Origin of the sequence: Alcaligenes sp. PF14 (genome assembly GCF_037150615.1) — a bacterium.
GTDB classification, from domain to species: domain Bacteria; phylum Pseudomonadota; class Gammaproteobacteria; order Burkholderiales; family Burkholderiaceae_B; genus Alcaligenes; species Alcaligenes phenolicus.
Map to the genome: position 1 here is coordinate 65606 of NZ_JBAGRS010000008.1, position 24860 is coordinate 90465.

At 55.3% G+C, this 24860-nt stretch carries 24 protein-coding genes; 14 read left to right on the forward strand and 10 right to left on the reverse strand.

The window, feature by feature from the left end; all coding sequences use genetic code 11:
- The first annotated feature begins 55 nt into the window (after positions 1–55).
- From WFM49_RS16570 to pap, 4 genes are all read left to right on the forward strand, one after another.
- On the forward strand, positions 56–517 hold the full coding sequence (locus tag WFM49_RS16570) for a GNAT family N-acetyltransferase (RefSeq protein ID WP_336974377.1): 462 nt from the start codon (positions 56–58) through the stop codon (positions 515–517).
- A 71-nt stretch (positions 518–588) separates the two neighbouring features.
- Entirely contained in the window at positions 589–846 is a 258-nt protein-coding gene (locus tag WFM49_RS16575; protein ID WP_336974379.1) for a hypothetical protein, read from the forward strand.
- Positions 847–958: 112 nt separating this feature from the next.
- Positions 959–1720 carry an SDR family oxidoreductase gene (locus WFM49_RS16580; protein WP_336974382.1) on the forward strand — a complete coding sequence of 254 codons (762 nt, stop codon included), beginning with the start codon at positions 959–961 and terminating at the stop codon, positions 1718–1720.
- Between the two features lie 239 nt (positions 1721–1959).
- Positions 1960–3489 (forward strand): polyphosphate:AMP phosphotransferase, encoded by a 1530-nt coding sequence (pap, locus tag WFM49_RS16585; RefSeq protein ID WP_250755704.1) that lies wholly within the window; start codon positions 1960–1962, stop codon positions 3487–3489.
- Positions 3490–3563: 74 nt separating this feature from the next.
- On the opposite strand, the gene WFM49_RS16590 is transcribed toward pap, so the two are convergent.
- The 4 genes from WFM49_RS16590 to WFM49_RS16605 all read right to left on the reverse strand — a co-directional run bounded on the left by WFM49_RS16590 (position 3564) and on the right by WFM49_RS16605 (position 8632).
- The gene (locus tag WFM49_RS16590) at positions 3564–4022 is read right to left on the reverse strand and encodes a hypothetical protein (protein WP_035271590.1); all 459 of its coding nucleotides are present in this window, start codon (positions 4020–4022) and stop codon (positions 3564–3566) included.
- An 18-nt stretch (positions 4023–4040) separates the two neighbouring features.
- A complete protein-coding gene (gene purT, locus WFM49_RS16595; RefSeq protein WP_009454002.1) occupies positions 4041–5243 on the reverse strand; it encodes a formate-dependent phosphoribosylglycinamide formyltransferase in 1203 nt (400 codons plus the stop codon).
- Between the two features lie 150 nt (positions 5244–5393).
- Positions 5394–6983, reverse strand: coding sequence for a multicopper oxidase family protein (locus tag WFM49_RS16600; RefSeq protein ID WP_336974384.1), 1590 nt, complete (start codon positions 6981–6983; stop codon positions 5394–5396).
- A gap of 584 nt (positions 6984–7567) precedes the next feature.
- The gene (locus WFM49_RS16605; RefSeq protein ID WP_336974386.1) at positions 7568–8632 is read right to left on the reverse strand and encodes a DNA-binding protein; all 1065 of its coding nucleotides are present in this window, start codon (positions 8630–8632) and stop codon (positions 7568–7570) included.
- Positions 8633–8821: 189 nt separating this feature from the next.
- On the opposite strand from WFM49_RS16605, the gene WFM49_RS16610 reads away from it, so the two are divergent.
- The 5 genes from WFM49_RS16610 to WFM49_RS16630 all read left to right on the forward strand — a co-directional run bounded on the left by WFM49_RS16610 (position 8822) and on the right by WFM49_RS16630 (position 13563).
- Positions 8822–10021, forward strand: coding sequence for a tyrosine-type recombinase/integrase (locus WFM49_RS16610; RefSeq protein WP_336974388.1), 1200 nt, complete (start codon positions 8822–8824; stop codon positions 10019–10021).
- A 147-nt stretch (positions 10022–10168) separates the two neighbouring features.
- Positions 10169–11101, forward strand: a complete 933-nt coding sequence (locus WFM49_RS16615; RefSeq protein ID WP_250755697.1) for a LysR family transcriptional regulator — start codon at positions 10169–10171, stop codon at positions 11099–11101.
- A gap of 103 nt (positions 11102–11204) precedes the next feature.
- Complete coding sequence (locus WFM49_RS16620) at positions 11205–11876, forward strand: DsbA family oxidoreductase (RefSeq protein ID WP_336974390.1); 672 nt, start codon at positions 11205–11207, stop codon at positions 11874–11876.
- A gap of 103 nt (positions 11877–11979) precedes the next feature.
- A complete protein-coding gene (locus WFM49_RS16625) occupies positions 11980–12948 on the forward strand; it encodes a cyclase family protein (RefSeq protein ID WP_371477525.1) in 969 nt (322 codons plus the stop codon).
- A gap of 174 nt (positions 12949–13122) precedes the next feature.
- Entirely contained in the window at positions 13123–13563 is a 441-nt protein-coding gene (locus WFM49_RS16630) for a YtoQ family protein (RefSeq protein WP_009453991.1), read from the forward strand.
- 144 nt (positions 13564–13707) lie between these two features.
- Here the strand turns inward: WFM49_RS16630 and WFM49_RS16635 are convergent, their stop codons facing one another.
- Positions 13708–16116: a heavy metal translocating P-type ATPase gene (locus WFM49_RS16635; protein WP_425541733.1), complete on the reverse strand. Its 2409-nt coding sequence runs from the start codon at positions 16114–16116 to the stop codon at positions 13708–13710.
- Between WFM49_RS16635 and WFM49_RS16640 the strand changes: the two genes are divergently transcribed.
- Complete coding sequence (locus WFM49_RS16640; RefSeq protein ID WP_021446589.1) at positions 16115–16294, forward strand: hypothetical protein; 180 nt, start codon at positions 16115–16117, stop codon at positions 16292–16294. The genes WFM49_RS16635 and WFM49_RS16640 overlap by 2 nt on opposite strands.
- 15 nt (positions 16295–16309) lie before the next feature.
- On the opposite strand, the gene WFM49_RS16645 is transcribed toward WFM49_RS16640, so the two are convergent.
- The gene (locus WFM49_RS16645) at positions 16310–16627 is read right to left on the reverse strand and encodes a DUF4148 domain-containing protein (protein WP_026482562.1); all 318 of its coding nucleotides are present in this window, start codon (positions 16625–16627) and stop codon (positions 16310–16312) included.
- A gap of 139 nt (positions 16628–16766) precedes the next feature.
- Here WFM49_RS16645 and WFM49_RS16650 point away from each other — a divergent pair, with 139 nt between their 5' ends.
- The 3 genes from WFM49_RS16650 to WFM49_RS16660 all read left to right on the forward strand — a co-directional run bounded on the left by WFM49_RS16650 (position 16767) and on the right by WFM49_RS16660 (position 19773).
- Entirely contained in the window at positions 16767–17720 is a 954-nt protein-coding gene (locus tag WFM49_RS16650) for a LysR family transcriptional regulator (RefSeq protein WP_026482563.1), read from the forward strand.
- Between the two features lie 106 nt (positions 17721–17826).
- Positions 17827–18501 carry an ankyrin repeat domain-containing protein gene (locus tag WFM49_RS16655; RefSeq protein WP_009453986.1) on the forward strand — a complete coding sequence of 225 codons (675 nt, stop codon included), beginning with the start codon at positions 17827–17829 and terminating at the stop codon, positions 18499–18501.
- Between the two features lie 54 nt (positions 18502–18555).
- Positions 18556–19773, forward strand: coding sequence for a cyanate transporter (locus WFM49_RS16660; RefSeq protein WP_336974396.1), 1218 nt, complete (start codon positions 18556–18558; stop codon positions 19771–19773).
- Between the two features lie 212 nt (positions 19774–19985).
- Here WFM49_RS16660 and WFM49_RS16665 read toward each other — a convergent pair whose 3' ends face one another.
- The gene (locus tag WFM49_RS16665) at positions 19986–20324 is read right to left on the reverse strand and encodes a c-type cytochrome (protein WP_336974398.1); all 339 of its coding nucleotides are present in this window, start codon (positions 20322–20324) and stop codon (positions 19986–19988) included.
- A 250-nt stretch (positions 20325–20574) separates the two neighbouring features.
- Here WFM49_RS16665 and WFM49_RS16670 point away from each other — a divergent pair, with 250 nt between their 5' ends.
- On the forward strand, positions 20575–21000 hold the full coding sequence (locus WFM49_RS16670; protein ID WP_009453980.1) for a universal stress protein: 426 nt from the start codon (positions 20575–20577) through the stop codon (positions 20998–21000).
- Between the two features lie 56 nt (positions 21001–21056).
- On the opposite strand, the gene WFM49_RS16675 is transcribed toward WFM49_RS16670, so the two are convergent.
- From WFM49_RS16675 to WFM49_RS16685, 3 genes are all read right to left on the reverse strand, one after another.
- Positions 21057–22238: a PQQ-dependent sugar dehydrogenase gene (locus tag WFM49_RS16675; RefSeq protein WP_425541732.1), complete on the reverse strand. Its 1182-nt coding sequence runs from the start codon at positions 22236–22238 to the stop codon at positions 21057–21059.
- A gap of 128 nt (positions 22239–22366) precedes the next feature.
- On the reverse strand, positions 22367–23764 hold the full coding sequence (gene fumC, locus WFM49_RS16680) for a class II fumarate hydratase (RefSeq protein ID WP_009453975.1): 1398 nt from the start codon (positions 23762–23764) through the stop codon (positions 22367–22369).
- A 50-nt stretch (positions 23765–23814) separates the two neighbouring features.
- Positions 23815–24858, reverse strand: a complete 1044-nt coding sequence (locus tag WFM49_RS16685) for a type I glyceraldehyde-3-phosphate dehydrogenase (protein ID WP_009453973.1) — start codon at positions 24856–24858, stop codon at positions 23815–23817.
- Positions 24859–24860 lie beyond the last annotated feature (2 nt).

The following is a 24860-nucleotide window of genomic DNA, read 5'->3' on the forward strand; positions in this document are numbered from 1 at the left end:
GTCAGTTCCGGGAGGCATAATCTCAGATTCATTTCGCTTTATTGAGGAGTTTGAAGTGACGTCGACACCTGTTTTTCGTCGTGCTGTGGCAGCGGATCTGGAGGCCATCGTAGCCATGTTGGCCGACGATATTTTGGGCCAGAAACGGGAAAACATCAGCCTGCCGTTGGCTCAGTCCTATCTGGACGCTTTTGCTGCGATAGAAGCGGACCCCAATCAGTATCTGGCCGTTGTAGAGCTGGATGACGCGGTTGTGGGCACTTTGCAGATCACGTATATGCCAGGCCTGTCGCACCAGGGCGCGTGGCGTGGGGAGATTGAGTCTGTACGTATTGCCAGCGCAGCCCGTGGTACGGGTTTGGGGCGTTTGATGATTCAGTGGGCCATCGAACAATGCCGTGCACGCAATTGTCACCTTGTGCAGCTTACTTCGGATATGGCTCGTATCGATGCACATCGGTTTTATGAGCAACTGGGTTTCACGGCTAGCCACAAGGGGTTCAAGATGACGCTGTAAACCGTTTTCGTTGGAAAATCAGCCATTAAGCGCGGTGTAAACAATTACTATAAAAAAACCGCATAGGCTGAATGCAGTGCTTAGGTGCCGCTTTTCCAAAGGGCGAAGGTTGTGCCCATATCAACCTGATCTACTTTGAAGCGTCTACCGTTACCAACTTTGACGACAAAGGCAAGAAAACCCAGTTTGTTGATATTACAGGTGGCGACATAGGGGCCCCCGATGTGCCCCAAAAAGAAAAAGTCAGGCTGGTCAGAAATGCATTGAGTGATATAGGGATTCAAATCCCTGAGAACGACACCGGCTTTAGTCCTGGCACCTTGAGATAGACAGGTCGGGATTGCCCCGACCTTTATGCAGTCTGGAAAAATGGACAGCTAGCCCTGAGCTTGGTTTTTAGCCTTATGATGCTTTCTCAAACTGTATGGTGGAGACAGGCAGATGGGTGTAGCGTCAGATTATCCAGTCATATTGATTACCGGCGGGAGTCGAGGGATAGGTGCTGCGACGGCGCGCCTGGCGGCGAAGCAGGGCTATAACGTTGTTCTTAGCTATGTCGCCAGCGAATCTGATGCCTTGTCGGTGGTCGCTGAAGTAGAGGCGACAGGTCGCCAAGCTTTTGCGTTCAAGGCTGATTGCGCGGACCCGGAGCAGATTACTCAGCTCTTTGAGCAGATCGACCAAAGGTTTGGGCGGATAGACGTCCTGGTGAATAACGCAGGCGTGTTGTTTCAGCAGTCTCGCCTGGAGGATCTCAGCTTCGAGCGTATACAGCACACCTTTGCGGTCAACACGATTGGTCCCATGCTTTGTGCGCAACAGGCGGCCAAACGCATGGCTTATCGCTATGGTGGGAAAGGCGGTTCTGTCATCAATGTTTCCTCTATAGCGGCCAAGCTTGGCAGTCCGAACGAATATGTGGATTACGCCGCTTCAAAAGGAGCTTTGGAGACTTTCACAACAGGTTTTGCTAAAGAGGTGTCCCGAGAAGGGATTCGTGTTAATTGTGTTCGGCCTGGGCATATTTATACCGAGATGCATGCCAGTGGCGGCGAGCCAGACCGTGTAGACCGATTAAAGGACAGCATCCCGATGGGCCGTGGTGGCCAAGCAGAGGAAGTGGCGCGTGCAATTTTATGGCTAGCCAGCTCTGAGGCGTCCTTTATCACGGGAACATTCCTGGATGCGAGCGGTGGCAAGTAGCCATTGTGGGTAACGAGGTTTGGGGCCTTGAAATACGATGTTCTGGATGATTATAGGCATCGCATAATGTATATTATGTAAAGTCAGTCATCGATAGATATTAGCCCCATTCCCTTAAGCACCTGTTCTTATCGCTTGTCACTCCTCTCTCTTCTTCCGGATTATTTTTGCTCTGAAGGTAGTTAAGTGTTCCCTTGCATGGTTATAGTGAGCAGCTATGTAAATTGGAGCAAAGCACCATGGGCCATGTACTACAGTTTGCCGAACGCGATCCCAGCTTGAGTGATGACTTGGCCAAGGCGCAGATTGAAATCCTGCGTGAAGCCTTGCTGTCAAAGCAGTACGAACGTCTGGATAAGGCAGATCAAACCCTGCTGATCGTGGTGGCAGGTATGGACGGTGTGGGTAAAGGCTCTGCTATCAATACCTTGAACACGTGGCTGGATCCGCGCCATGTGCACACTCTGGCGTTTGGCAAGTTAAGTGAAGAAGAAGCCATGCGCCCTTTGATGTGGCGTTATTGGAATAGCTTGCCCGCTCGTGGTCAGACGGGTTTGGTATTTGGGTCCTGGTATGCGCCTTTAATGAAAGAGCTGGGCCGTAAAGCACCGGATCCGGCCAAGATTGCTTTGTATACCCATCTGATCAATCGTTTTGAAGCGCAGTTGGCCTATCAAGGCGTGCAGGTTTTGAAGCTGTGGTTCCATCTTTCTGCGCAGGCTCAACTGGATCGATGCGCTACCTTGATGGCTGATCCTAGTACTGCCTGGCGTGTCAGCAAGGCTGACCTGAAAGTTCATAAGCAATTCAATCGCTTGCGCAATGCCGCGACGCAAACTATCAATCTGACCCATCGAAATTACGCCCCTTGGGTTGTTATCCCTAGCGCAGATAAGAACCTGCGTGATGTGTCTTTGGCCAAGGTGGTGTTGCAGGCCATGGACAAGCCTATTGTCCCGCGTCAGGTGAAAGAGCCGCATGCCTTCCCGTTTCGCTTGAACGTCCCGACTGCTTCGCTTCAGTCCCCTCCTCCTGAAGAATCTGTGCAGGATTACGACGCCGAGCTTTTGCATTGGCAGGGCCGTTTGTCTTGCGCGGTGCGTAGTAAAGCTTTCCGCAAGCACTCTTTGGTACTGGTGTTTGAGGGGCGGGATGCAGCGGGTAAAGGCGGCACTATCCGCCGTTTGACCGAAGCCCTGGACGTCCGTACTTACGATATCCACCCTATTTCTGCTCCTAATGCTGTGGAGCTGGCACGCCCTTATCTATGGCGTTTCTGGCGCAAACTGCCGCGTCTGGGGGAAATTTCGATTTTTGATCGATCCTGGTATGGTCGTGTGCTGGTGGAGCGGGTGGAAAAATTGATTTCCCGTGCCGCCTGGCATCGTTCTTACGAGGAAATCAACGAATTTGAGGCACAGTTGCTGGCCAACGGTACGGCTGTGATCAAGTTCTGGCTGGATATTGATAAGGACGAACAGCTCAAACGATTCAAGGCCCGCGAGGAAACGCCCTTCAAGAATTACAAGATTACGGAAGACGATTGGCGTAATCGGGAGAAATGGACGGCGTATCAACGCGCTGCGGAGGAAATGTTCGCCCAGACCGATACTCACATGGCACCTTGGCATATTGTGCCCAGCAAGGACAAAAAAGCCGCCCGTATTCAGGTTCTGCGTACGGTCGTCGAGACGCTGGAGTCTTTGGATGAGCACATGATCAGCCTGAATGAGCCGGCCTTGTCTGACCAGGTGAGTGAGCAGGTATAAGGATGCACGTGCTTTTTTACCGACAAGGCTTTACTTCGGTTAGGCGTATTGTCGATTTGCTTTGACGATGAGCCTTATAAATCCTGCCGTGCTGCCAGGCTAAGGATTTTGCGCCAACGTTTGGCTTCTGCGGTATGGGCAGGCTGGATTTCCCAACTTTGCGTTGGGTTACGCAAAGTCAGCGTCAATCCCCTGCCCTGCAGCTCGACTGAGTCTATATCCGCAAAAATAAACGCTCGTGTTCCCTGCCCCGTTTGAATCTGACCGCGTTTTTGCAGGGCATCCAGGCGTATTGAACCGTCGGGTAAGGCCAGCTCCAGAATGCGCTGGCCTTGCTGCTTTTTGCCGTGAATGGCCAGATAACGGCGTCGCCATACGATGAAGGGGGCCACCAGAATGGCCGCTGCGATCAGCAGGCTCAAGATCGCGGCAATAACTCCGGCACTGGCACTGACCAGGCTAAAGAGCTGCATTCCACCATACACAAGCGCCGCAATAATCCCCAGGAACAGCAGGACGACGATGATGGGCATGGTGGAAAACTCCTTGTTTTAGCGGGCTTGGACTTTTACGGTGGCCGCGGCCTGGCGGGCGTTTGCACGGGCCGTTTCCAGATCAGCGTCTGCGGCCAATGCGACACCCATGCGGCGCTTTTCAAAGCTCTCGGGTTTGCCGAACAGACGGATATCGGTTTGCGGGATGCGCAAGGCTTCAGCCACATTCAGGAAATTCACGTCTTTTGCATCTACACCGCCGTAGATCACGGCGCTGGCGCCTGGCATACGCAAGGCGGTATTCACAGGCAGGCCCAGAATGGCGCGTGCATGCAGTTCAAATTCTGACTGCCATTGGGTGGCCATGGTGACCATGCCGGTGTCGTGTGGACGGGGGCTGACTTCACTGAACCAGACCTGATCGCCCTTCACGAACAGCTCAACGCCAAACAAGCCCTGGCCGCCCAGGTTCTGGGTAACGGCTTGGGCAATATCGCGTGCGCTTTGCAGAGCCGCGGGACTCATGGGCTGGGGCTGCCAGCTTTCAACGTAGTCGCCATCTACCTGCTTGTGGCCGATGGGATCGCAGAACTGGGTTTCGATCTGGCCGTCTGCGCCTACGGCACGGACAGTCAATAAGGTGATTTCGTAGTCGAAGTCGATAAAGCCTTCAACAATGATGCGGCATTGGCTGACGCGGCCACCCGCCATGGCGTAGTCCCAGGCTTTGGCAACATCGTCCGGGCCGCTGATCTTGCTTTGACCCTTGCCCGAGCTGCTCATCAAGGGTTTGACGACGCAAGGGTAGCCAATCTTGTCGTCGATAGCGGCTTGCAGCTCTTCCAGCGATTCGCAGAACTGGTAGGGGCTGGTGGGAACACCCAGGGTTTCAGCGGCCAGGCGGCGGATGCCTTCGCGGTCCATGGTCAGGCGAGCGGCACGGGCCGTCGGAATGACGCGTACCTTGCCTTGGGCTTCCAGTTCTTCCAGCACGCCGGTGGCAATGGCTTCAATCTCGGGCACAACCAGGGTGGGCTTTTCTTCTTCGATCAGGGCGCGCAATTGTTCGGCATCACTCATGGTGATGGTGCGCGAGTGATGGGCGACCTGCTGACCAGGTGCGTTCTCGTAGCGGTCCACCGCTATGGTTTCTACCCCCAGGCGTTGCAGCGCAATCAGTACTTCTTTGCCCAGCTCTCCCGAGCCCAAGAGCATGATTTTGTCCGACGACGACGATAAAGGGGTGCCCAACAGGCTCATGGCGCGTGCTCCGCTGAAAATGAGAAATTCAAAAGCGGTATTGTAATGCAGGCGACGCCGGGTTTTTTTCAGGCAGGACTGCTTTGTCCGCCCTGCTGGCACACAGGCTTGCAGGGCGGATGTTTTCAAGGCTCTACATCAGCGGTCAGGCTACTCCACCATTAGCTGCGCCATCATGCCCAGGTCCTCGTGCTCCAGAATGTGGCAGTGGAACATGCGCAGGCCCGGCAATTCCTGGCGGAACGCCAAGCGGATTGTTTCATTGGGGCGCAGATTGACCGTATCGCGCCAGGCCCGGAACGCCTCCGGTACGGACTGCATCCCGGTTTGGCGCGCCAATACCTGAAACTGTGTGCCGTGCAGATGGAAAGGATGGTCCATATGGGAATCGTTAATCACATCCCAGTACTGCCACTGCCCTGTTGGGCAACGCAGGTCGATGCGGTCCATGTCGTAGACCTGATTGTTGATACGGAACATGGAACGCATGGCAGCCATACCGGGCATCATATCGTTGTCCATGCCTGCCATACCCTGGTGGTTCATCCCGGATGAGGCTGTCATACCAGCGCCGTGCCCAGACTGCATGTCATGGTTCATGGGCATGACTTCGCTGAATACGACTTTTGCGGTACTGGCGGCTGCTGGAATGGCAGGGATTGTGCGTAATTGCTTGGGCAGTTCGATTTCCTGATGGTGGATTTTCAGTGTTGCCAGCGTCAGGGTTTCGGGACTTTCCTGCACCATCATTTTTTGCCGATCGTAATACAGTGCTTGCAAGCTGCTATCCAGATCTTTATCCGTCTGGATAAAGAACTCCACCCGTTCGGCCGGGGCCATCAAAATCGACTCGGCCGCTGCCAAGGCTTGCTCTAACAGTCCGCCATCTGTACCGACTTGAACCAGCCGAGCGCCGGGGATGTGCAGCTTCAAATAACGGGCAGAACACGAGTTCCAGACACGGATGCGTTCTGCTGTGCTGGCCTGGATAAGGGGTTGGCGTTGACCATTCAGCAGCACGAACTGCCCTTCCCTGCCGTTCATCCAGTCAGGACCTGTGTTGGCCGGAATATGGCCATTAATGTCCAGCCGCAGATCGCTAATGGCCCAGTGTTGCTCCGTGTAGTCTTTCAATGGGTCTTTGGGAGAGCGGACAATAATTGTCCCGCCCAATCCGTGGGCGACTTGCTCACCGCTTTTGCCATGAGGGTGTGGGTGATACCAGTACGTACCGGCGCAGCCTTCGGGCAAGGTAAAGCGGTAGTAGCGGCTTTGTCCTGGCATCACCGCGTCTTGTGGGTTGCCGTCCTGATCAGAGGGAACCGGCAAACCGTGCCAGTGGATGGTAGTGGCCTGGTCCAGCTGGTTTTCAAACTCGATTTCTACTTGGTCGCCCTCATACAGTTCGATCAGCGGGCCGGGAGCTTGGCCGTTGTAAAGCCAGAGTTCGGTGCTTTTTCCATCTGCCAGAACGCGTTGATGGGCAGCAGCAGTAATTTTGGCCTGGAAAAGCCCTTTTTTCTGACTACTGTTTTTAAGTACAGGTAGAGCTTGCAGAGCCTGGCCAGCCGGCATTTTTTCTATGGGCATCAGGCCTGGGCGGGTGCTCATGCCGTGACCGGGCATACCTTCAGACATGGAGCCGTGGTGCCCCATCATGCCCTGCCCCCAGCTTCGCATAGGCAGGCTACTCAAGAGGCTGGCACCCAAAGTCAGTTTAAAAAAATCGCGTCGTTTCATGGGTTTATCCCTATCAATCATCAATACACACGTACCACCCAGGCTGGATCAGCACAGGCTTTTAGCGCTTGGGCGGCAATTAAAACGAGATGATCAGGACGAGCGCGGAGGTGGCTGGGCGGGGCCAATCAGCCGGGAGACGTAGTTTTGATGCAGGGGGACGGGAGGGAAAACGGGCTGTAATGCCACCGCTTCAGGTGGTGGAGCCTGCGTCGCCAGACAAGCGCAGCAACCACTTTTCATTGGAGTGCTGCAATGGTTGGGAGCGCTATGGTGAGATTGCCCCGACGAGGCATGTTGCGCTTGAACAGTGCTGCGATCCGTATTTTGAATCGTGGCGTGTGCGGCAAAGCTGCTACTCAAACCCATGCTGGCAAAAAAAACAAGCAGGCCGACTAATAAAAGCCAGCCTATTGTTTTGCGAGATGAAATGGGTGCGCGCAGCATGGCAAAAGCTTAGCATAAGCCTTCTGTGCATCGTTTGCGCTAAAACAGACCGTTACACGCAGTGGTCTATTCAGGCGATTGCAAGCGTAGCAAATCAGCCTTACGGATGGCTGGCATAAGCTGCTAAATAGATTTTATTATTCAGGATCGTTCTTGATCAGGCGTCGCTTCAACCGCAGGGGGCGTACAGGCTGGCTTTGGGCTTGTTCCAGTTCCTGGCTGAGTCGTTGGGCTGTTTTGCGCGCCTCTTCATTCTCCCGCTCCAGCAAAGCAGCGCGAGTACGCAACATTTGCAATTGCCCCTGCATCTCTTTGGCCAAGTTATGGCTGATATCCATAGCCGCTTGCATCGCGCGGCGCTCGCCCTGCTCTTGCCCCAACTCCTGGCGCAGTTTCTGCATTTGATCCTGCTGTTTGTTCAGCTCCTGTTCGTGAGCTTGACGCTGGGTCTTGTTTGCTTGCTCGGCCTCTTCTATTTGCTGACGCAATCGCGTTTGAATGGAGCGTTCCTTGTCGATTTCCAGTAAAGCACGGCGCTCGTTGGCCTGGGCGCGTTCTTCGGTCAGCTCAATAGCCTTTTGCAGCCGCTCCAAGTCCTGGGTGAATTGCTCACCTTGACGGCGCAGTTCTTGTTGAACCAATTGTTTTTCGGTTTCCAGCTCGTTTTGACGTTGTTTGGCGTGCAGCAAGTCTTGTTTCAGAGCTGCTTGTACCTGACTGGCTGCCTGTAGTTCTTCTTTCAGCTTTCCTATATGGGCTTGGGCATTTTTCAAGGCGTCCTGCTCTACTTCCAGCGCTTGTTGGGCCTCCAGGGTTTGGGCTTGGGCCTGTGCGACGCGTTCATCAGCCTGAGTCTGGTAATGCAGCATTTGCTGCTTCGAGTGCCCCATCGCTTCTTGCCAGATACGACCCAGCAGATCCCCCGTCAGGGCTTGTAGCTCTTCAGGCATGTCGGCCACATCCAGCCGAACTCGACTTTTATCCCGCAAATCTTCCCAGAACGTCTGTAGTGCCTGAGCCGGAGCGCTCATGCTGCCTTTGCGCACCAATTGGTACAGCTTGTTGGCCGTAGGTGTAACGCCATAGCGGAAAAACAGGAGTGCGGCCACTTCTTTGTACAAAGTCTGCGTATGGCTGAAGCGATCACGTAATTGGGCAACATCGGCCAGGATTTGCCCCTCGTTTGGCTGGTTTTGCTCCATTTTTCCACCTTTGTTGATAATTTAATTAATAATACAACGTAATATATAAAATTATCAACAAATAGGATTTTATAATTTGACATTATCTCTATAATGTCAAATATCTGACCCTAAACAGGCTGATTGGCACAGGCACGGGTTTGAAAGCCCTTCCCTGCTCTCTTATCGCCTTCGTTTTTCTGCTTATTCATGGAAATAGCCAACACTTCGCCCTCAACCGATCTGGGATCGGACGATATTGCTCAATTGCTGGCTCGTTTTGACGGGCGGCAAGGGGCCAACCGCTCTCTCGGCGGACGTGCACAGATTGAGGCGCAAACAGATATAGAGGCGTTGAGGGCCTGGTTGGCGCGCTATATAGATAGTCCACGCACCTATGCGAACTACCGCAAGGAGGCGGAGCGCCTCTTGTTATGGGCGGTATTGGAGCGTCGCAAGGACTTGTCCTCGCTTAGCCTGGAAGACATTCTGGCCTATCGTTTGTTTCTGGCGGACCCTCAACCCGCTCATCGCTGGGTGGTTCAAGGGCGCTCCCGCCCTGCCCGTCACCATGCGGCATGGCGGCCATTTGCGGGGCCCTTGTCTGAAAGCAGCCGGAATCAGGCGTTATTGATTCTGAACTCTTTATTTAGCTGGCTGGTACAGGCGGGGTATTTGGCGGGCAATCCTTTGGCCTTGTCTCATCAGGGCCGACGTCAAAAGAAAACCACCGCCCCCCAGCAACGGTACTTGACCCGGCTGCAATGGCGCTGGGTACAGGAGTACATCCAGGCCCTTCCTGAAGATACGCAGAGCGAGTTGCGCTATAAAGCCCGCGTACGTTGGCTCTTTTCTATTCTTTATGGCGGCGCCCTGCGCATTTCCGAACTGGTTCAGGCGCGTATGGCCGATGTTCAGGAACGTGTTGATGCGGGAACGACGGCTCAGTGGTGGCTGCATATCCACGGCAAGGGCGACAAATGGCGTCATGTGCCTTTAACGCAAGAGCTGTACGGCGAATTGATGCGCTACCGACAAGCGCATGGGCTGGAAGGACCGCCCCAGGCTTTGGAGCCCTATCCTTTATTAATGTCCGCCGGTGCCAGCGACAAGCATTTGACGCGGGCCATGGCGCATGTTTTGGTCAAACAGGTTTTTCAAGGTAGTGCGGATCGTTTACGGAGTCTGCATCCCGATCAGGAGTCCCAGGCCCGTATTCTGGAGCAGGCCTCGGCTCACTGGCTGCGTCACTCGGCGGGTTCTCACCTGGCTGATCAAGGGGTGGATCTACGTATCATCCGTGACACTTTGGGCCATGAGTCTATCGCTACGACCAATATCTATCTGCATGCGGATGATGATCAGCGTCACCAGGCTCTGGAGCAATCCCATAGCCTGGGTTGGAAATAAAGCACCCGCTTTGAGACAAGAAAATCAGACGCAGACAGCCCCCGGCAATGCGGTAGGATACGATTCCTGTGGGGGCTGCGTTCCTGTTTTCAGACATGCTCCCCGCCCAAGCCTTGCTATAGCTGATTGTTGGAGTACCTATCCCTTATGGACACATTTAATGTCATGCGCACCTTCCGGCGCATTGTGGAGCTGGGCGGACTTGCCAAAGCCGCGGAGGATCTGGGGATATCCGCAGCGGGTTTGAGCAAGCAACTGCGTACCCTGGAAGCGCATCTGGATACGGTGCTGATCCAGCGCACTACGCGCAGCATGAGTCTGACGGAGACTGGCCGCAGCTACTATGCCGAATGCTGTCGGATACTGGATGAGCTGGACGCTTTGGAGCGCTCGGTCAAACAGCAGTCCCAGCGCGTGACGGGGACCTTGCGCGTGAATGCCCCCTTGTCGTTTGCACTTAGCGTCCTGTCGCCATTGATGACGGATTTTCTACACAAGTATCCGGAACTGAAGCTGGAGCTGGTGATGGAAGACCGGATCGTGGATGCCGTGGCTCACGGTTTTGATGTCTCGGTGCGTTTGCGTAGCAGCCTAGATGATTCCACCCTGATTGCTCGTCGCCTCGCCACCATCGAGCAAAAATTATGCGCCGCCCCCACCTATTTGAAGCAGCATGGCCTGCCTCAGACCTTGCAGGATCTGCGCAATCACAAAATGATCAGCTATAGCCTGGCACATACCCAGGGCCTTGCTTTTGATAGTGATTTCGACAGCAATCCTCAACAGCACCCCCCCAGTGGTACGGCTTTGCTGTTTTCAGGCGAGCATAGTCAAGTGAATAACAGCCTGATGCTGCGCGACTTTCTGATTGCCGGTTTGGGTATTGGCGCCCTGCCTTCCTTTCTGGCAGATCCAGCAATTGCTTGCGGGCAGTTGCAACGCGTTTTGCCCGAATTGGTGAATGAGCCCCGCCATATCTACGCCGTGTATCCAACCAACCGACACCTGCAACCCAAGGTCAAAGCCTTCGTGGATTATCTGGCCGACCAACTGCCCCATGCCATGTCCAACGCCCTGTAAACAGACCTTTATGAACTCGGAGTAAAAACTGTCTGCACCGCCACGTGCTTATTCTCCGCTCCGGGGAACGCTATTGTGATGACCATCTTACAAGGACATCACAATGCACGATCAAACACACCCGACCCAGCCGCTTGTCTCCCCCCTGATTATTGATTTCTTCCATGATGCCGTCTGCGGATGGTGTTATGTCATGTCGCCACGCTTGCGGCAAGTTGCCGCCGAACTGGGCATCCAGGTCCGCCACCATACCTTTGTTCTGCAAGACAGCCGCGAGCAGATGCTGCAAGCCTTCGGCTCCATGGAGCGCGCCAAACGTGAAATCCTGGGCCACTGGACCGCCTGCGCCCAACACGATGATACGCAGTCCATCAATATCGAGGGCATGCGAGCACAGAACTTCGACTATCCCCATGGAATGTTGTCCGCTCGGGCGTGTCAGGCGGCGCAGCTACTTTCTGGCGACAACGCCCATTGGGATTACTTCGATGCGGTGCAGCGTGCGCATCTGGCAGAAAGTCGCAATATCGGCGATATGGACACGCTACTGGAGGTCGCCATTGTGCAAGGCTTTGATGGTGAGGCCTTTCTGAATGCTATGGATAGCGATATCGCGCAGCAGCGAGTTCAAGCCGATCGCGCCGAAGCGGTACGGCTAGGGATCAAGTCCATCCCCACTTTATTAGTCTCCTCACGCGAGACCGGCCAAGTGTTGGCCCGTTTGCAGACCCAATCCGCCGAAATGCTCAAAAGCCGTTTGCGCGCTTTGCTGTAAGCGCCGCCCCTTTCTTTCTTATCTACGCTTCATAAAAGGACATCCCATGTCGATCCGTTTTTCTCACCGTCTTCTCGGTTTACTGCTGGTTGGTGCAAGCAGCATGAGCGTCTCTCTGGCTCATTCCACTCACCCAGCGAGCAACCCTTTGCCCCTTAGTGCTCAGGAAGTGGGCATCAGCCCCTGGGGGCCGGACGATGAAATTGGTCGCTTGAACCTGATCACTCCTGCTTCCCGGGCTGCCATCTTGTCCCGTCTGGATGGCAGCAAAGTCTATGACCTGGCAACCGACTACTACCTGGGCATGCCCAGCTGGCAGGACGCGGGAGACCCGCACTATCAGTTCTGGATGACCCATACCCCCCGTGGTACCGCAGTGGATGACCCGATGGGAGTTGGCGATGAGATGAACGCGGTTCGTAGCTACACAGGCACGGCTTTTTCCATGTACAGCCATACGGGCACCCATATCGATGCCCTGAATCACTTCGGCATTCATGGAAAGATCTGGAATGGTTTCAAGGCTGATGAGCATCTGGGTGACCGTGGCTGGAACCGTACTGGCATCGAGAAATTCCCGCCCTTGATCGCCCGTGGCGTCTTGATTGATGTGGCCGCCGCCAAAGGCGTAGACATGCTGCCCGATCAATACCGCATCACACGCCAGGACTTGAAGGATGCACTGGCCCGTCAGAAAACGGTGCTGAAAGAAGGCGATATTGTCCTGATCCGCACGGGCCGCATGAAGCTCTTTAATGATCCCAAAGCCTATATGAACGCGCCACCTGGCATGGGCCTGGATGCTGCTCGTTATCTGGTGGAGGAAGGCGGTGCGATGATTGTGGGTGCGGACAACTTGAGCTTTGAAACCTTCCCTTCCGAGGTTCCTGATGACTACGTCCCCTTGCATACCTATCTATTGGCTCAACAAGGTGCACCGATCATTGAATTGATTGCCCTGGATGAATTGTCCAAGGACAAGGTCTATGAGTTTGCCTTTATTGGTGGTCCGCTCAAGATCCGGGGCGGTGATGCGGCTCCGCTGCGTCCGGTTGCCATTCCGATTCGCTGATCCACAGGCTTCATAAAGAAACCCGTTTCTTTACCCCCCCCCTGATGCGTTTGCGAATAAGGTTTATTGCGTTTGCCTGCTGTTAGGTGCCGCTCAATATGCTACTGTTGGGTGGGTTTGAATGCGCCGGGCGCCTGTTAAAGAGGCGTCCGGCTTTTCTTTATGGAGTATGTAATGACTTACACCGTTTATCTGTCCGGCGAAATTCACACGGATTGGCGCGAGCAGATTGCTCAAGGTTCAAAGGCCGCTGGATTGGATATTACCTTTACCAGCCCTGTTACCGATCACGATGCCAGCGATGCCGCCGGCGATCACCTGGGACCGGCCAGCGAAGGTTTCTGGCGTGATCACAAATCCTCCAAAATCAATGCCATCCGTACCAGAACCTTAATTGAGCAGGCGGATCTGGTCGTGGTGCGTTTTGGGGACAAGTACAAACAGTGGAATGCTGCCTTTGATGCCGGTTTCTGTGCCGCCCTGGGCAAACCGTACGTGACGTTGCACGCCGAAGACATCATCCATCCCTTGAAAGAAGTGGATGCCAGTGCGCAGGCCTGGGCAACTAGCCCCGAGCAAATCGTGGAGATTTTGCGCTATACGCTGAAAGCCTGATCGGTGAAGTCTGATGAGTTTGGCAATATCGCCTTGCTGAAAAATGCCGCCCAACCGGGGCGGCATTTGTTTCTCTGCTTGAAAGAACCTCTTGGTTTACACCGGGTTCTACTGCGCGGCAGTGAAACGTGTTGTGCGAGTACCTTAGTTCAGCTTCACCCGCCGCAAACGCAAGGCATTGCTGACCACAAAGACACTAGACAAGGCCATGGCGCCAGCGGCAAACATGGGCGAGAGCAAAGTGCCGTTAAAGGGATAGAGCACGCCCGCTGCTACCGGAATCAGTGCCACGTTATAGGCAAAGGCCCAGAACAGGTTTTGACGGATATTGCGCATGGTGGCGTGGGACAAGGCAATCGCGGTGACCACGCCTTGCATATCGCCCGACATCAAGACTACATCAGCCGCTTCAATGGCAATGTCCGTTCCGGTGCCAATTGCAATCCCCACGTCTGCTACAGCCAGAGCGGGTGCATCGTTGATGCCATCGCCGACATAGGCCAGATGTTGATGGGTATCGCGCAAGGCCTGAACCGCTTGCACCTTGCCTTCAGGCATGACTTCCGCCACCACTTCGTCAATATTGAGACGGCGGGCAATGGCATTGGCTGTGTGGCGATTATCGCCGGTAATCATGACGACCTTGATGCCACGGGCATGCAACTGCTCGATGGCGCGCGGCGTGGTTTCCTTGATGGGGTCAGCCACGGCCAGCAAGGCAATGACCTGCTTGTTGCGGGCGGCGTACATGGGGGTTTTGCCGTCCTGCGCCAGCGTCTGGGCTTGCTCGGTAAAGGCTGACAGGTCCGCCCCTAATTGCGTCATCAGGCGATCTGCACCCACATGCCATTGGTCAGCTCCGATTTGGGCGGTGACACCCAGGCCTGTCAGGGACTCAAACTGCTCAGCCTTGGGCAAGGTGATTTGCTTTTCCTTGGCGGCGCTGACAATGGCTTGGGCAATCGGATGCTCGGAGTAGTTTTCCAGAGCGGCAATCGCTGCCAAAGCCTGATCCTGGTTCTCTCCGGGTGCGCAGACAAAATCGGTCAGTTCGGGCGCGCCCTTGGTCAGGGTGCCTGTTTTATCCACGGCCACGACTTTTACATCGCGCAGTGCTTGCAAAGAGTCCCCTTTACGGAACAGCACGCCAGCCTGTGCGGCTCGGCCCGTCCCCACCATGATGGAGGTTGGCGTGGCCAGACCCATGGCACATGGGCAAGCAATAATCAGCACAGCGACGGCATTGACCAGTGCAAAGCTCAATGCGGGCGATGGTCCGAAAATCAGCCAGACAATGGCGGTCAAGACGGCCAGTGTCATGACGGCGGGCACAAACCAAAGCGTGATTTTGTCGACCACGGCTTGAATAGGCAGCTTGGAGCCTTGGGCCTGCTCAACCATGGACACAATATTGGCCAGTACGGTGTCCTGCCCCACGGCGGTAGCCTCAAATTCCAGCGAACCTTTTTGGTTCACTGTGCCACCAATGACTTTATCGCCCTGGGATTTGGACACGGCAATGGATTCGCCTGTCACCATGGATTCATCCACATAGCTCTGACCGGCAAGAACATCTCCATCAACGGGGATACGCTCGCCGGGACGAACCAGCACGACATCGCCCGTATGCAGATCTGCCAGGGGCAGCTCAATTTCCTGACCGTCGCGACGTACACGAGCGGTAGGCGGCTGCAGGCTGAGCAGGCGTTGAATGGCTTCAGACGTACGACCTTTGGCGCGCGCTTCCATGACACGGCCCAGCAAAATCAGGGCGACGATGACAGCGGCAGCTTCAAAGTACACGTAGACGGATTCGGAAGGCAGCCACTGTGGCGCAAAGGTAGCCACCAGCGAGAAGCTGTAGGCCGCCAGGGTCCCCACAGCGACCAGCGAGTTCATGTCCGGGCCACCACGCAAGAGAACAGGAATCCCTTTGGTGTAGAACTCGCGGCCTGGGAACAGCAAAACCAGCGTGGTCAGCACGAACTGGATCAGCCAGCTGTTTTGTGTACCTATGGTGCTGGCTACCCAATGATGGAAAGCAGGCACCATATGGCCGCCCATTTCCAGAATGAAAACGGGCAAGGCCAGCACCGTCGCCAGCCAGAAACGCTTGCGCAGCGTTTCGTAGGTTTGTTCGGCACGCTCGAACTGGTCATTTGTGACAGCCGCTTCGGCAAGGCTGGCAGGATAGCCGGCTTTGCTCACCGCCTGAATCAGCTCAGGAGCTTTCACACCCTGCGCCACTTGCACATGCGCTTTGGCGGTTGCCAGATTGACCGAGGCTTTTTGTACGCCCGGTACCTTCAGCAAGGCCTTTTCAACGCGGCCCACGCAGGAGGCGCAGGTCATGTCCTGCACGTCCAGCACAATGTCTTGCTGGGAAATTTTGTAACCACCCTTTTCCACTGCCTGCATAATGGCGTCGACCGGGGCGGCCCCCTCAAATTCCACGGTGGCCTTGTTGGTGGCTAGATTTACCTGGGCCGATTGCACACCGGGGACTTTGCCAATAATCTTTTCAACCCGACTGACGCAGGAAGCACATGTCATGCCTTCCACATCTAAAGTCAGGCGTGAGCCCTTGTTTGAAGCGCTGCTTGTCATCGAAATCACCCTTCAATGGATCGTCAATGAAGCCACTTTAGGGCTTGACCCGATGGGAAGGTCAACAGCTGATAAAAAAAACGCCTCCGAAGAGGCGTTTCAAGGGGGAACTACGACTAATTAGGGATCAATCAGCAGCTTAGTAAGCAACAAAGGTGCCGTTGTTGTTATTCCAGTCTTTGGCTTCTGCGGCAACCTGATCACGGCTCAGTTCGGAGCGGGTATCGATACGTGGGTAGTCGCCCATGGAACCCGTGCTAATGTAGCCTTGCTCTTGAGCAGCGGCCAGTTCTTGAACGACTTGCTGACGGCTCAAAGGAGCGTCGGTCGATTCAATTGCTGGGTAGTTCAGGTTTTCGCCGGTAGCGACATTGTTGGTAGCTGCCATGGCAGTGCCGCTCAAAGCGGTGGCACCAAGAATCAGGCTGGCGATAGTTGCGCGTGCGATGTTTTTCATTATTTACTCCAAATCTACGGTGTGTTTTTCGGTGGTTCGCTGTTGTGTTTAGCGAATCGTTAGATGGAGTATGAGCCTTTCTAAACCTAGTAAAAACCCTTAATATTGCAAACGTATTTCCATTCATGGAACAATTCAAATGAGTACCATTATCGCCGGTCCCCTGCTCAACGACATCGCGATCTTCGTGGAAGTGGCTCGTGCCCGCCACTTTAGCCGTGCTGCCCAAGCCCTGGGAATGCCGGTTTCCACCGTGTCACGCCGTATCCGCGAATTGGAAAAAGAAGTGGGTGTGGCCTTGCTCAAACGCAGCACGCGCAATGTAGATGTGACCGACGCGGGACAAGTGTATTTCGAGCGCTGCCTGGCTGTCGTCGAACAGGCTCGTCTGGCTCATGAACAATTGCTGGATGTGGCTCAGACCCCCAAAGGACGTTTACGGGTTTCCATGCCTGCCAGTTTCAGCATTGTGCTGATGCCCGCCATTATCCGGGGCTTTAATCAACAGTACCCGGATATTGAGCTGGAGTTTGACCTGACCATACGGCCTATTGATTTGCAGGCCGACAACTACGATTGCGTCATCCGTGTGGGTGCTCAGCCTGACTCCAGCGCGGTGGCCACCATGTTAGGACAGATTCGTCTGGGGCTGTATGCCACCCGCAACTATCTGGACCGCAAAGGGCGACCCAAGCATCCTTCTGAACTGGCAGGCCATACTTGTATTTGTGCCCGCCCCGCCAGCTCGGATCGAGTCTGGTCCTTGCGTGGGCCGAATCAGGAGCGCTATGACGCGATTGTGGAAGGTTCCATTACCGTCAATAACGCCATCATGATGCGCAAACTGGCCGTGCATGACCTGGGTATTACCGCCTCTTCCTTGCTGGAGCGAAAATTGGATCCGGATTGCGCGCACCTGGAGCGTGTCTTGCCGGATTGGGAGTTTGCGCCTTTCCCTATTCTGGCTTTGCTCCCCTCGCGTCTGATGCCGCAAAAGACGCGCGTGTTCCTTAATTATCTGCGTAGCGAGCTGGATAGATTGATGTCTCAGCCCGAACTGGATGTGGCCGCAGCCGGTCAAGCTTATCCGTAAGAAAATAAGCAGTATGCTTATGAATCGGTGTTGCCCAAAGCCTATCTATGCTATTTATAAACGTTTGGTCCTGTGGAGCCAATGCCATGACGGGGGGGGGAAGCGCATGAAAGCAGCACTGCAAAGCTTGCTGGCTGGAATGGTGATGAGTTTGGCCTTGGGGAGTGGCAGCGTGTGGTCACAAACAGTATTGCTGGAAGCGGTAGAGCAAGGCGATAGCGCCAAAGTGCGCGAGATTCTTTCAGAAAAGCGGGCTCGCGCCAGCGTCAGTGTCAGCGACGATCAAGGGCAAAGCCCCTTGTTACGTGCAACCTGGTTAAACCATATTGATATTGCCCGGCAGTTGATACGTGCCGGTGCGGATGTAAATCAGGCCGACTCCATTCACGACAGCCCTTACTTGGTCGCGGGTGCACAAGGTCGTCTGGAAATCCTGCGCATGACTCTGGAGAACGGAGCCGATCTGCGTAGCGTGAACCGTTATGGTGGTACGGCGCTGATTCCAGCGGCTGAGCACGGTTATGTCGATGTTGTGCGCCTTTTACTGGCGGCGGGGGTCGACCCTAACCATGTGAATTACTTGGGCTGGACTGCCTTGCATGAGGCGATTGTGCTCTCTGATGGCGGGCCGGACCACCAGGAAGTGCTGCGTTTGCTGATCAAGGCCGGAGCGGATGTGAACCTGCCGGATCGTCAGGGAGTGCGTCCCTTGAGCCTGGCTCGCCAGCGCAGCCAGACAGAGATGGCCGAGATTCTGGAACAGGCTGGCGCGAATCCTTAAACGTCGCCGACTCGGCGGCTGCATTTTTCTTCCAATCACAACAATAACGATTTTATGTCTTCTACTCAGACTGCCCCGTCGTCGACGGGTGTTCGAGCCAGCCCAGCTTTGTGGCTGGCTTTCGTCATTCTGGTCGGCTTGAACCTGCGCCCTTTTCTGACCTCCAGCGGCACCTTGGCACGACAGGTGGCCCAAGGGTTGAATATGCCCTTGAGCAGCCTGGCCTGGCTGACTTTGCTGCCCATGATGGTGATGGGACTGGGCGCTTTCTGCATGCCCTCCTTGCGGCGCGTCCTGGCACTGCGCCATGTCTTGATTACATCCTTGCTCTTGCTGTGCCTGGGCTGTGTGCTGCGCTGGTTTGTGCCTAATGGGGCCAGCCTGATTGCAACAGCGCTGATCTGTGGTTTGGGCGTGTCCTTGCTGCAAGCGGGGATGCCCGGTTTGATCAAGGAACAGTTTCCGCGCCATATCGCTCAGGTCACCGGGGTGTACTCCGCGACCTTGATGGGTGGGGGTGCTTTGGGTGCGCAGATTACGCCGTGGGTCAGCTCCTTGACGGACAGCTGGCGTATCGCGCTGGCTTTCTGGGCCTTGCCGATCAGCGTGGCCTTGTGGATTGCCTGGAAAGTGGTGCCGCGTGAAGCTTCGGGCGCGAATTTGTCTCCCCCGTCCTTGTCCTTGCTGGCTCGCCCTCGCACCTGGACCTTGATTGTGTGTTTTGGCCTGATCAATGGCGGCTATGCCTCTTTGGTGACCTGGCTGGCGACGTTCTATCAAGACCGGGGCTGGACGGCTGAAGCCAGCGGTAGCCTGGTGGCGGTCCTCTCGGTGGCACAAGCCATTGCCGCCTTTGGCTTGCCTACCTTGGCGGCCAAGAATAAAGATCGCCGCATGTGGGTATGGCTGGCGCTGGCGTGTCAGTTCGTGGGCTTCCTGGCCTTTGCCTATATTCCCGATATGGCCCCCTATCTGTGGGCGATTATTATCGGCATCGGCTTGGGCGGCTGCTTTTCCTTGCTGCTGTTAGTGGCTCTGGATCACTTTCCGGATGCAGCCCGTGCCGGGACCTTGAGTGCCTTGATGCAAGGCGGTGGCTTTCCGATTGCCGCCCTCTTTCCCATGATCAGCGTGCAGTTGCGTGAAATGAGTAATGGCTTTCAGGCAGGCTGGATGTTGCATGCGGCAATGGCGGTATTGGTGGCCATCATGGCCTGGAGCTTTCAGCCTGCGCGATACGCCCAAAAGATGAGTGGGGACGCCAGCCTTTAAGTCAATCCGATAATGGCGAAAAGCCTGGTTATGGATGCACCCAGTTTTTTATTGTTTTGAGATTTTGAAGTCTGGCCATTGACCGCAGCTGCTGCGCTTGTCTTTTTCCATCAAAACGATGATCGCAGGATTGCGTGGACAACCGCAATCCTGTTCAGCCAATAAAAACGGCCATCCCTGGATGACCGTTTCCCACCGTGTAAACACCCTGCTTACTCTTTTGGCGCACCCGCCATGATCCAAGCCACCACCGCCTTGATGTCGGCATCAGAAATGGCTGCATTCGCAGGCATGGGCAGCGGTCCATAGACGCCCTTGCTGCCTTGACGGATATGTTGGGCGATGACTTCAGCGTTGGCTGGATCGTCCTTGCGCATGTTGGCTATGTCCTTATAGGCGGGGCCGACCACTTTTCTGTCTACGGTATGACAGGACAAACAAGCATTTCTGGTCAGCACATCCTTGACCGAGTCAAAGCTGGCCTCGGCCGCCTGGGCGCTGAAACCGGCACTGAACAAGGCCGTACAGACCAGTAGCTGCTTCAAGCTCATGAGGGATATCTCCTAAGAAAAACGGGCTCAAGGAATGGTGGGACGACAGGATGTGGCGCTTGTTTTTTTCCACACATAAACGGGGTGATGTGGCATCCATACCGAGATCATACGGTTATGATAGAACAGTCTTTAGCAAATAGCGGTGGGTCTTGATACTGATCAAGCTGGTCTGCGCGCTTATTCTGTAATGTCCTAGTAGAAGTTATTGCTTCATACTTAAACAGTTCACACACTACAAGAGGTCTTCATGCTTAATGTTCTCGTTCCTGTCGATGGGTCTGATGCTTCCACTCGTGCTTTGAAAACCGCCGTGGACATCCTAACGGGCAAACCAGAAGCCACTTTGCACGTGCTGGCTGTTCCTACTCCGATCGTGTCGGGTAACGTCAAACGCTTTTTCTCGGAAGATGTGCTGCAGGCTTACTACCAGGACGAAGGCAGCAATGCGCTCCTGCCCGCTCGTTCCGTACTCGCCGGTTCTCCCCTGAAAATCAAGGAAAGCATTATTGCCGGTAATGCCGCCCAAACGATTAAAGAATATGTAGAGAAAAACCAGATCGATCACATTGTGATGGGTACGCGCGGCTTGAGCGCCCTGCCCGGCCTGGTTCTGGGTTCGGTCACGACCAAGGTGCTGAGCCTGGTGAATGTGCCAGTAACCTTGATCAAGTAATTGAGCTGACTGCTCAGTCTGTACAGGCCGTCCTTGTGACGGCCTTTTTTAAGGGCTCAAGGCTTGGGCTGAATGCGCAGTAGCTGGCCGTCGCTTTCGTCGGTCAGCACATAGACATCGCCATCCGGCCCGACACGCACATCCCGGATACGCTGCTTCAAGTCTTGCAGCAAGCGCTCTTCACCGACGATGTGGCCGTCCTCTTCATCAAATTCCAGACGAATCAAAGCTTGTTCTTTCAAGGCACCTACAAACAGGCTGTGCTGCCAGTCCGGGACGCGTTCGTTGTTATAGAAAGCCATGCCGCTGATGGCGGGCGAGACTGACCAGTAGTGGAAAGGCTCGGTCAGCCCCTCAAGCGGTGTGGGGCTGGCGTTGGGAATGGGTTTGCCGTCATAGCCTTGCCCTTCGGTACGCAAGGGCCAGCCATAGTTGGCGCCGGCTTGAATCCGGTTCAGTTCATCGCCGCCTTGCGGGCCATGTTCAGCCACCCACAACTCGTTTGTCCAAGGGTTCCAGGCCATGCCTTGCGGGTTGCGGTGGCCATAGCTCCAGATTTCTGCTCTGGCACCACGTTGACTGCGGAAAGGATTGTCGCGCGGCACAATGCCATCCGGGCGAATACGCACGACTTTACCTTGCAGGTGATCCAGCTGCTGAGCCGTGGCCGGCTGATTGTTCTCGCCCAGGGCGATATACAGGTCTCGTCCCCCGGGATCAAAAGCCATACGCACACCATAGTGCTGTCCGGTGGACAAGGCCGGTTCCTGACGGAAAATCGGGCGGAAGGCGTCGATGCGTTTCAAGTCCGACGACAGCACGCCATAACCGACGGTGGTGGCCGAGTTCTGTTTGTCGCGGCGCTCGGCATAAGCCAGATAAATACGACGGCTACGGAAAAAATCCGGGGCCAGAGCGACATCCAGCAAGCCCCCCTGGGACTGCGCATGGACTTTAGGTACACCGGCAATCGGTTCGGACAAGCCGTTTTCCTGAGTCCAAACACGCAGGCGGCCTGGGCGCTCGGTAATCAGAATGCCGGCATTATTTGGCAAAAAAGCCATGGCCCAAGGGTGTTCCAGCCCACTGACCAGGGTCTCAACCGAGACAGCCGGTCCGCTGATGGCAGGAACAGGTTCAGATTGTGCCTGGGCCGATACTGTGGCCGTGGCTACGGCCAGACCCAGCACGGTGGCTGCAAATGCAGAGGACAAACTGAAGGTTTTCTTTATACGCATAAGGCAGTGAAAGGCAGATAGGTGGGATGGAACACTCCCCTACTCTTTCATAGGGACAAATGGCTACGCTGTTTACGTATTCGCCCCGTTGAAGGGGCGAATACGCTCAAGCACAAGCGAGGCTGAATTTAGCCTGGGTGGGTCATATCCAGTGGCACAATCCACTGATCGTACTGCTCGTTAGTCAGATAGCCGGATTTCAGGGCGGACTCACGCAGGGTCAGGCCTTCCTTGTGGGCTGTCTTGGCAATGTAGGCGGCCTTGTCGTAGCCGATGTGACGGTTCAGGGCGGTGACCAGCATCAGGTTCTGGTCCAGATTGTGCTGGATCTTTTCCATGACAGGCTCCAGACCTTGAGCACAATGCTCGTCAAAGGCCAGGCATGCGTCGCTGATCAGGGCAATGCTTTCCAGCACATTGTGCACCATCACTGGTTTGTAGACGTTCAACTGAAAATTGCCCTGGCTGCCGGCAAAGCCCACCGCCGCGTCGTTACCGTACACCTGCACGGCCACCATGGTCAGCGCTTCGCACTGAGTGGGGTTGACCTTGCCGGGCATGATGGAGGAGCCGGGCTCGTTCTCGGGAATTTGTAGCTCGCCAATCCCGCAGCGGGGGCCGCTGGCCAGCCAGCGCACGTCGTTGGCCATTTTCATCAAGGCACCGGCCAAGGTGCGCAAGGAAGCAGACAGGTTCACCAGCGCGTCGTGAGCCGACAGTGCGAAGAACTTGTTTTCAGCCGCCTGGAATGGCAAGCCTGTGATCTTGGCAATATGGGCTGCTGTGCGTTCGCCAAACTGAGGGTGGGCGTTCAGACCCGTACCCACGGCGGTGCCGCCAATCGCCAGTTGGTAGATACCGTCCAGAGCCTTGTCCACGGTTTGCAGGCCGAAATCAATCTGCGCCACCCAGGCACCAATTTCCTGGCCCAGCGTGATGGGCGTGGCATCTTGCAAGTGGGTACGGCCGGTTTTCACAATGCTGTTGAATTGCTTGGCTTTGGCGGCCAGAGTGTCGCGCAACTGGCCTACGTCTTTGCGCAGGCGGCGATGACATTCCAGACCCACAGCGATGTACATGGCGGTGGGGAAAGTATCGTTGGAGGATTGGCCGCGGTTCACGTGGTCATTCGGGTGGACGGGCTTTTTGCTGCCCTTCTCGCCACCAGCCAGCTCAATGGCGCGGTTGGAGATTACCTCGTTCACGTTCATATTGCTTTGGGTGCCAGAGCCGGTCTGGAACACCACCAGCGGGAACTCGGTATCCCACTGGCCTGCAATCACTTCATCAGCCGCTTTGACAATCAGCTGGGCCAGCTCGTCGGGCAATTCGCCCAGTTCCTGGTTGGCCAAGGCTGTGGATTTTTTCAGGATGCCCAGCGACTCGATCATGCTGCGGCCCCACTGGAAGCGGTCTCGGCCAATCGGGAAGTTCTGGATCGAGCGCTGTGTCTGTGCGCCCCAATAGTGGTCAGCGGGAACCTCAATGGTTCCCATGGAATCCTGTTCAATACGTGTCGTACTCATCATGGCTCCTGTAAGAATTCGGAAGACAGTTCAGTTTGAAAATGGGGTGTTCACGGCTGGCGCATAAAGCGCGCAGCCCACACACAGGCAATATCAAGCATGCGGTTGGAAAACCCCCATTCGTTGTCAAACCAGACCAGCATATTGACCAGCCCATCCCCATTGGTTCGGGTTTGCGAGCCGTCCACGACTGCAGAGTGTGGATTGTGATTGAAGTCGATCGAGGCATGGGCCTGATCGGAATAGTCCAGAATACCAGGCCATTGCTGCGCCGCTTTCTGGAACAACTGGTTGATTTCATCCCGGCTGGTGTCGCGTTCCAGGTTGACCATCAGATCAATGGCCGACACGTTCAAGATAGGGACGCGTATGGATTTGGCCTGAACTTTGCCTTTTAATTGCGGTAACAGCCGCTCTACGCCAGTTGCCAGCCCAGTAGAGACTGGAATCATGGATTGCAAGGCGGAACGGGTGCGGGCCAGATCGCTGCTGTGGTAGCCATCGATCATGGGCTGGTCGTTCATCACCGAGTGCAGCGTGCTTAAAAAGGCGTGACGTATGCCGAAAGTCTTATCCAGTTCCGCCAGAACCGGGATGATGGCATTGGTGGTGCAGGAGGCGTTGGAGACAATCCGTTCGTCGCCTTGCAACTGTTCATGGTTAATACCCAGCACAGCGGTGAAATCCACGTCCTGGGCACTATTGCCGGGATTGGATAGCAGCACACGCGGGCAACCGGCGTCCAGAAATTGCTGCAGCTGGGCTCGACTGCCAAAGGCGCCACTGCATTCGATCAGCATGTCCAGATCCAGCGCCGCCCAGTCTATGGATTTGGGGTCGGTTTCATGCAGCACCCGGATGGCCTTATCCCCCACAATCAGCTCGTGTTCGTTGTGCTCTACCTGGGCCGGAAATACGCCATGGGTCGAATCAAAGCGCGTCAGATACGCCATGGTGGCTATGGTGGCGGGCTCGTTAATGACCACGACATCAAATTCCTGGCGTCGTGGGGATTCGTAAATGGCGCGCAGCAGGCAACGGCCTATGCGGCCATAGCCATTGATCGCGATGCGGATGGGACGAGGTAGCGGCATGG

Coding starts and splice junctions, on each gene's coding strand:
- WFM49_RS16625 (WP_371477525.1), top strand. CDS start 11,980: ATGAGCGTCTCTCTGGCTCATTCCACTCACCCAGCGAGCAACCCTTTG.
- WFM49_RS16650 (WP_026482563.1), top strand. CDS start 16,767: ATGAGTACCATTATCGCCGGTCCCCTGCTCAACGACATCGCGATCTTC.
- WFM49_RS16610 (WP_336974388.1), top strand. CDS start 8,822: ATGGAAATAGCCAACACTTCGCCCTCAACCGATCTGGGATCGGACGAT.
- WFM49_RS16575 (WP_336974379.1), top strand. CDS start 589: ATGCAGTGCTTAGGTGCCGCTTTTCCAAAGGGCGAAGGTTGTGCCCAT.
- WFM49_RS16615 (WP_250755697.1), top strand. CDS start 10,169: ATGGACACATTTAATGTCATGCGCACCTTCCGGCGCATTGTGGAGCTG.
- WFM49_RS16675 (WP_425541732.1), bottom strand. CDS start 22,238: ATGCGTATAAAGAAAACCTTCAGTTTGTCCTCTGCATTTGCAGCCACC.
- WFM49_RS16630 (WP_009453991.1), top strand. CDS start 13,123: ATGACTTACACCGTTTATCTGTCCGGCGAAATTCACACGGATTGGCGC.
- WFM49_RS16660 (WP_336974396.1), top strand. CDS start 18,556: ATGTCTTCTACTCAGACTGCCCCGTCGTCGACGGGTGTTCGAGCCAGC.
- pap (WP_250755704.1), top strand. CDS start 1,960: ATGGGCCATGTACTACAGTTTGCCGAACGCGATCCCAGCTTGAGTGAT.
- WFM49_RS16670 (WP_009453980.1), top strand. CDS start 20,575: ATGCTTAATGTTCTCGTTCCTGTCGATGGGTCTGATGCTTCCACTCGT.
- WFM49_RS16645 (WP_026482562.1), bottom strand. CDS start 16,627: ATGAAAAACATCGCACGCGCAACTATCGCCAGCCTGATTCTTGGTGCC.
- WFM49_RS16655 (WP_009453986.1), top strand. CDS start 17,827: ATGAAAGCAGCACTGCAAAGCTTGCTGGCTGGAATGGTGATGAGTTTG.
- WFM49_RS16635 (WP_425541733.1), bottom strand. CDS start 16,116: ATGACATGTGCTTCCTGCGTCAGTCGGGTTGAAAAGATTATTGGCAAA.
- WFM49_RS16665 (WP_336974398.1), bottom strand. CDS start 20,324: ATGAGCTTGAAGCAGCTACTGGTCTGTACGGCCTTGTTCAGTGCCGGT.
- WFM49_RS16640 (WP_021446589.1), top strand. CDS start 16,115: ATGCCTTCCACATCTAAAGTCAGGCGTGAGCCCTTGTTTGAAGCGCTG.
- WFM49_RS16580 (WP_336974382.1), top strand. CDS start 959: ATGGGTGTAGCGTCAGATTATCCAGTCATATTGATTACCGGCGGGAGT.
- WFM49_RS16600 (WP_336974384.1), bottom strand. CDS start 6,983: ATGAAACGACGCGATTTTTTTAAACTGACTTTGGGTGCCAGCCTCTTG.
- WFM49_RS16605 (WP_336974386.1), bottom strand. CDS start 8,632: ATGGAGCAAAACCAGCCAAACGAGGGGCAAATCCTGGCCGATGTTGCC.
- purT (WP_009454002.1), bottom strand. CDS start 5,243: ATGAGCCTGTTGGGCACCCCTTTATCGTCGTCGTCGGACAAAATCATG.
- WFM49_RS16590 (WP_035271590.1), bottom strand. CDS start 4,022: ATGCCCATCATCGTCGTCCTGCTGTTCCTGGGGATTATTGCGGCGCTT.
- WFM49_RS16685 (WP_009453973.1), bottom strand. CDS start 24,858: ATGCCGCTACCTCGTCCCATCCGCATCGCGATCAATGGCTATGGCCGC.
- WFM49_RS16620 (WP_336974390.1), top strand. CDS start 11,205: ATGCACGATCAAACACACCCGACCCAGCCGCTTGTCTCCCCCCTGATT.
- fumC (WP_009453975.1), bottom strand. CDS start 23,764: ATGAGTACGACACGTATTGAACAGGATTCCATGGGAACCATTGAGGTT.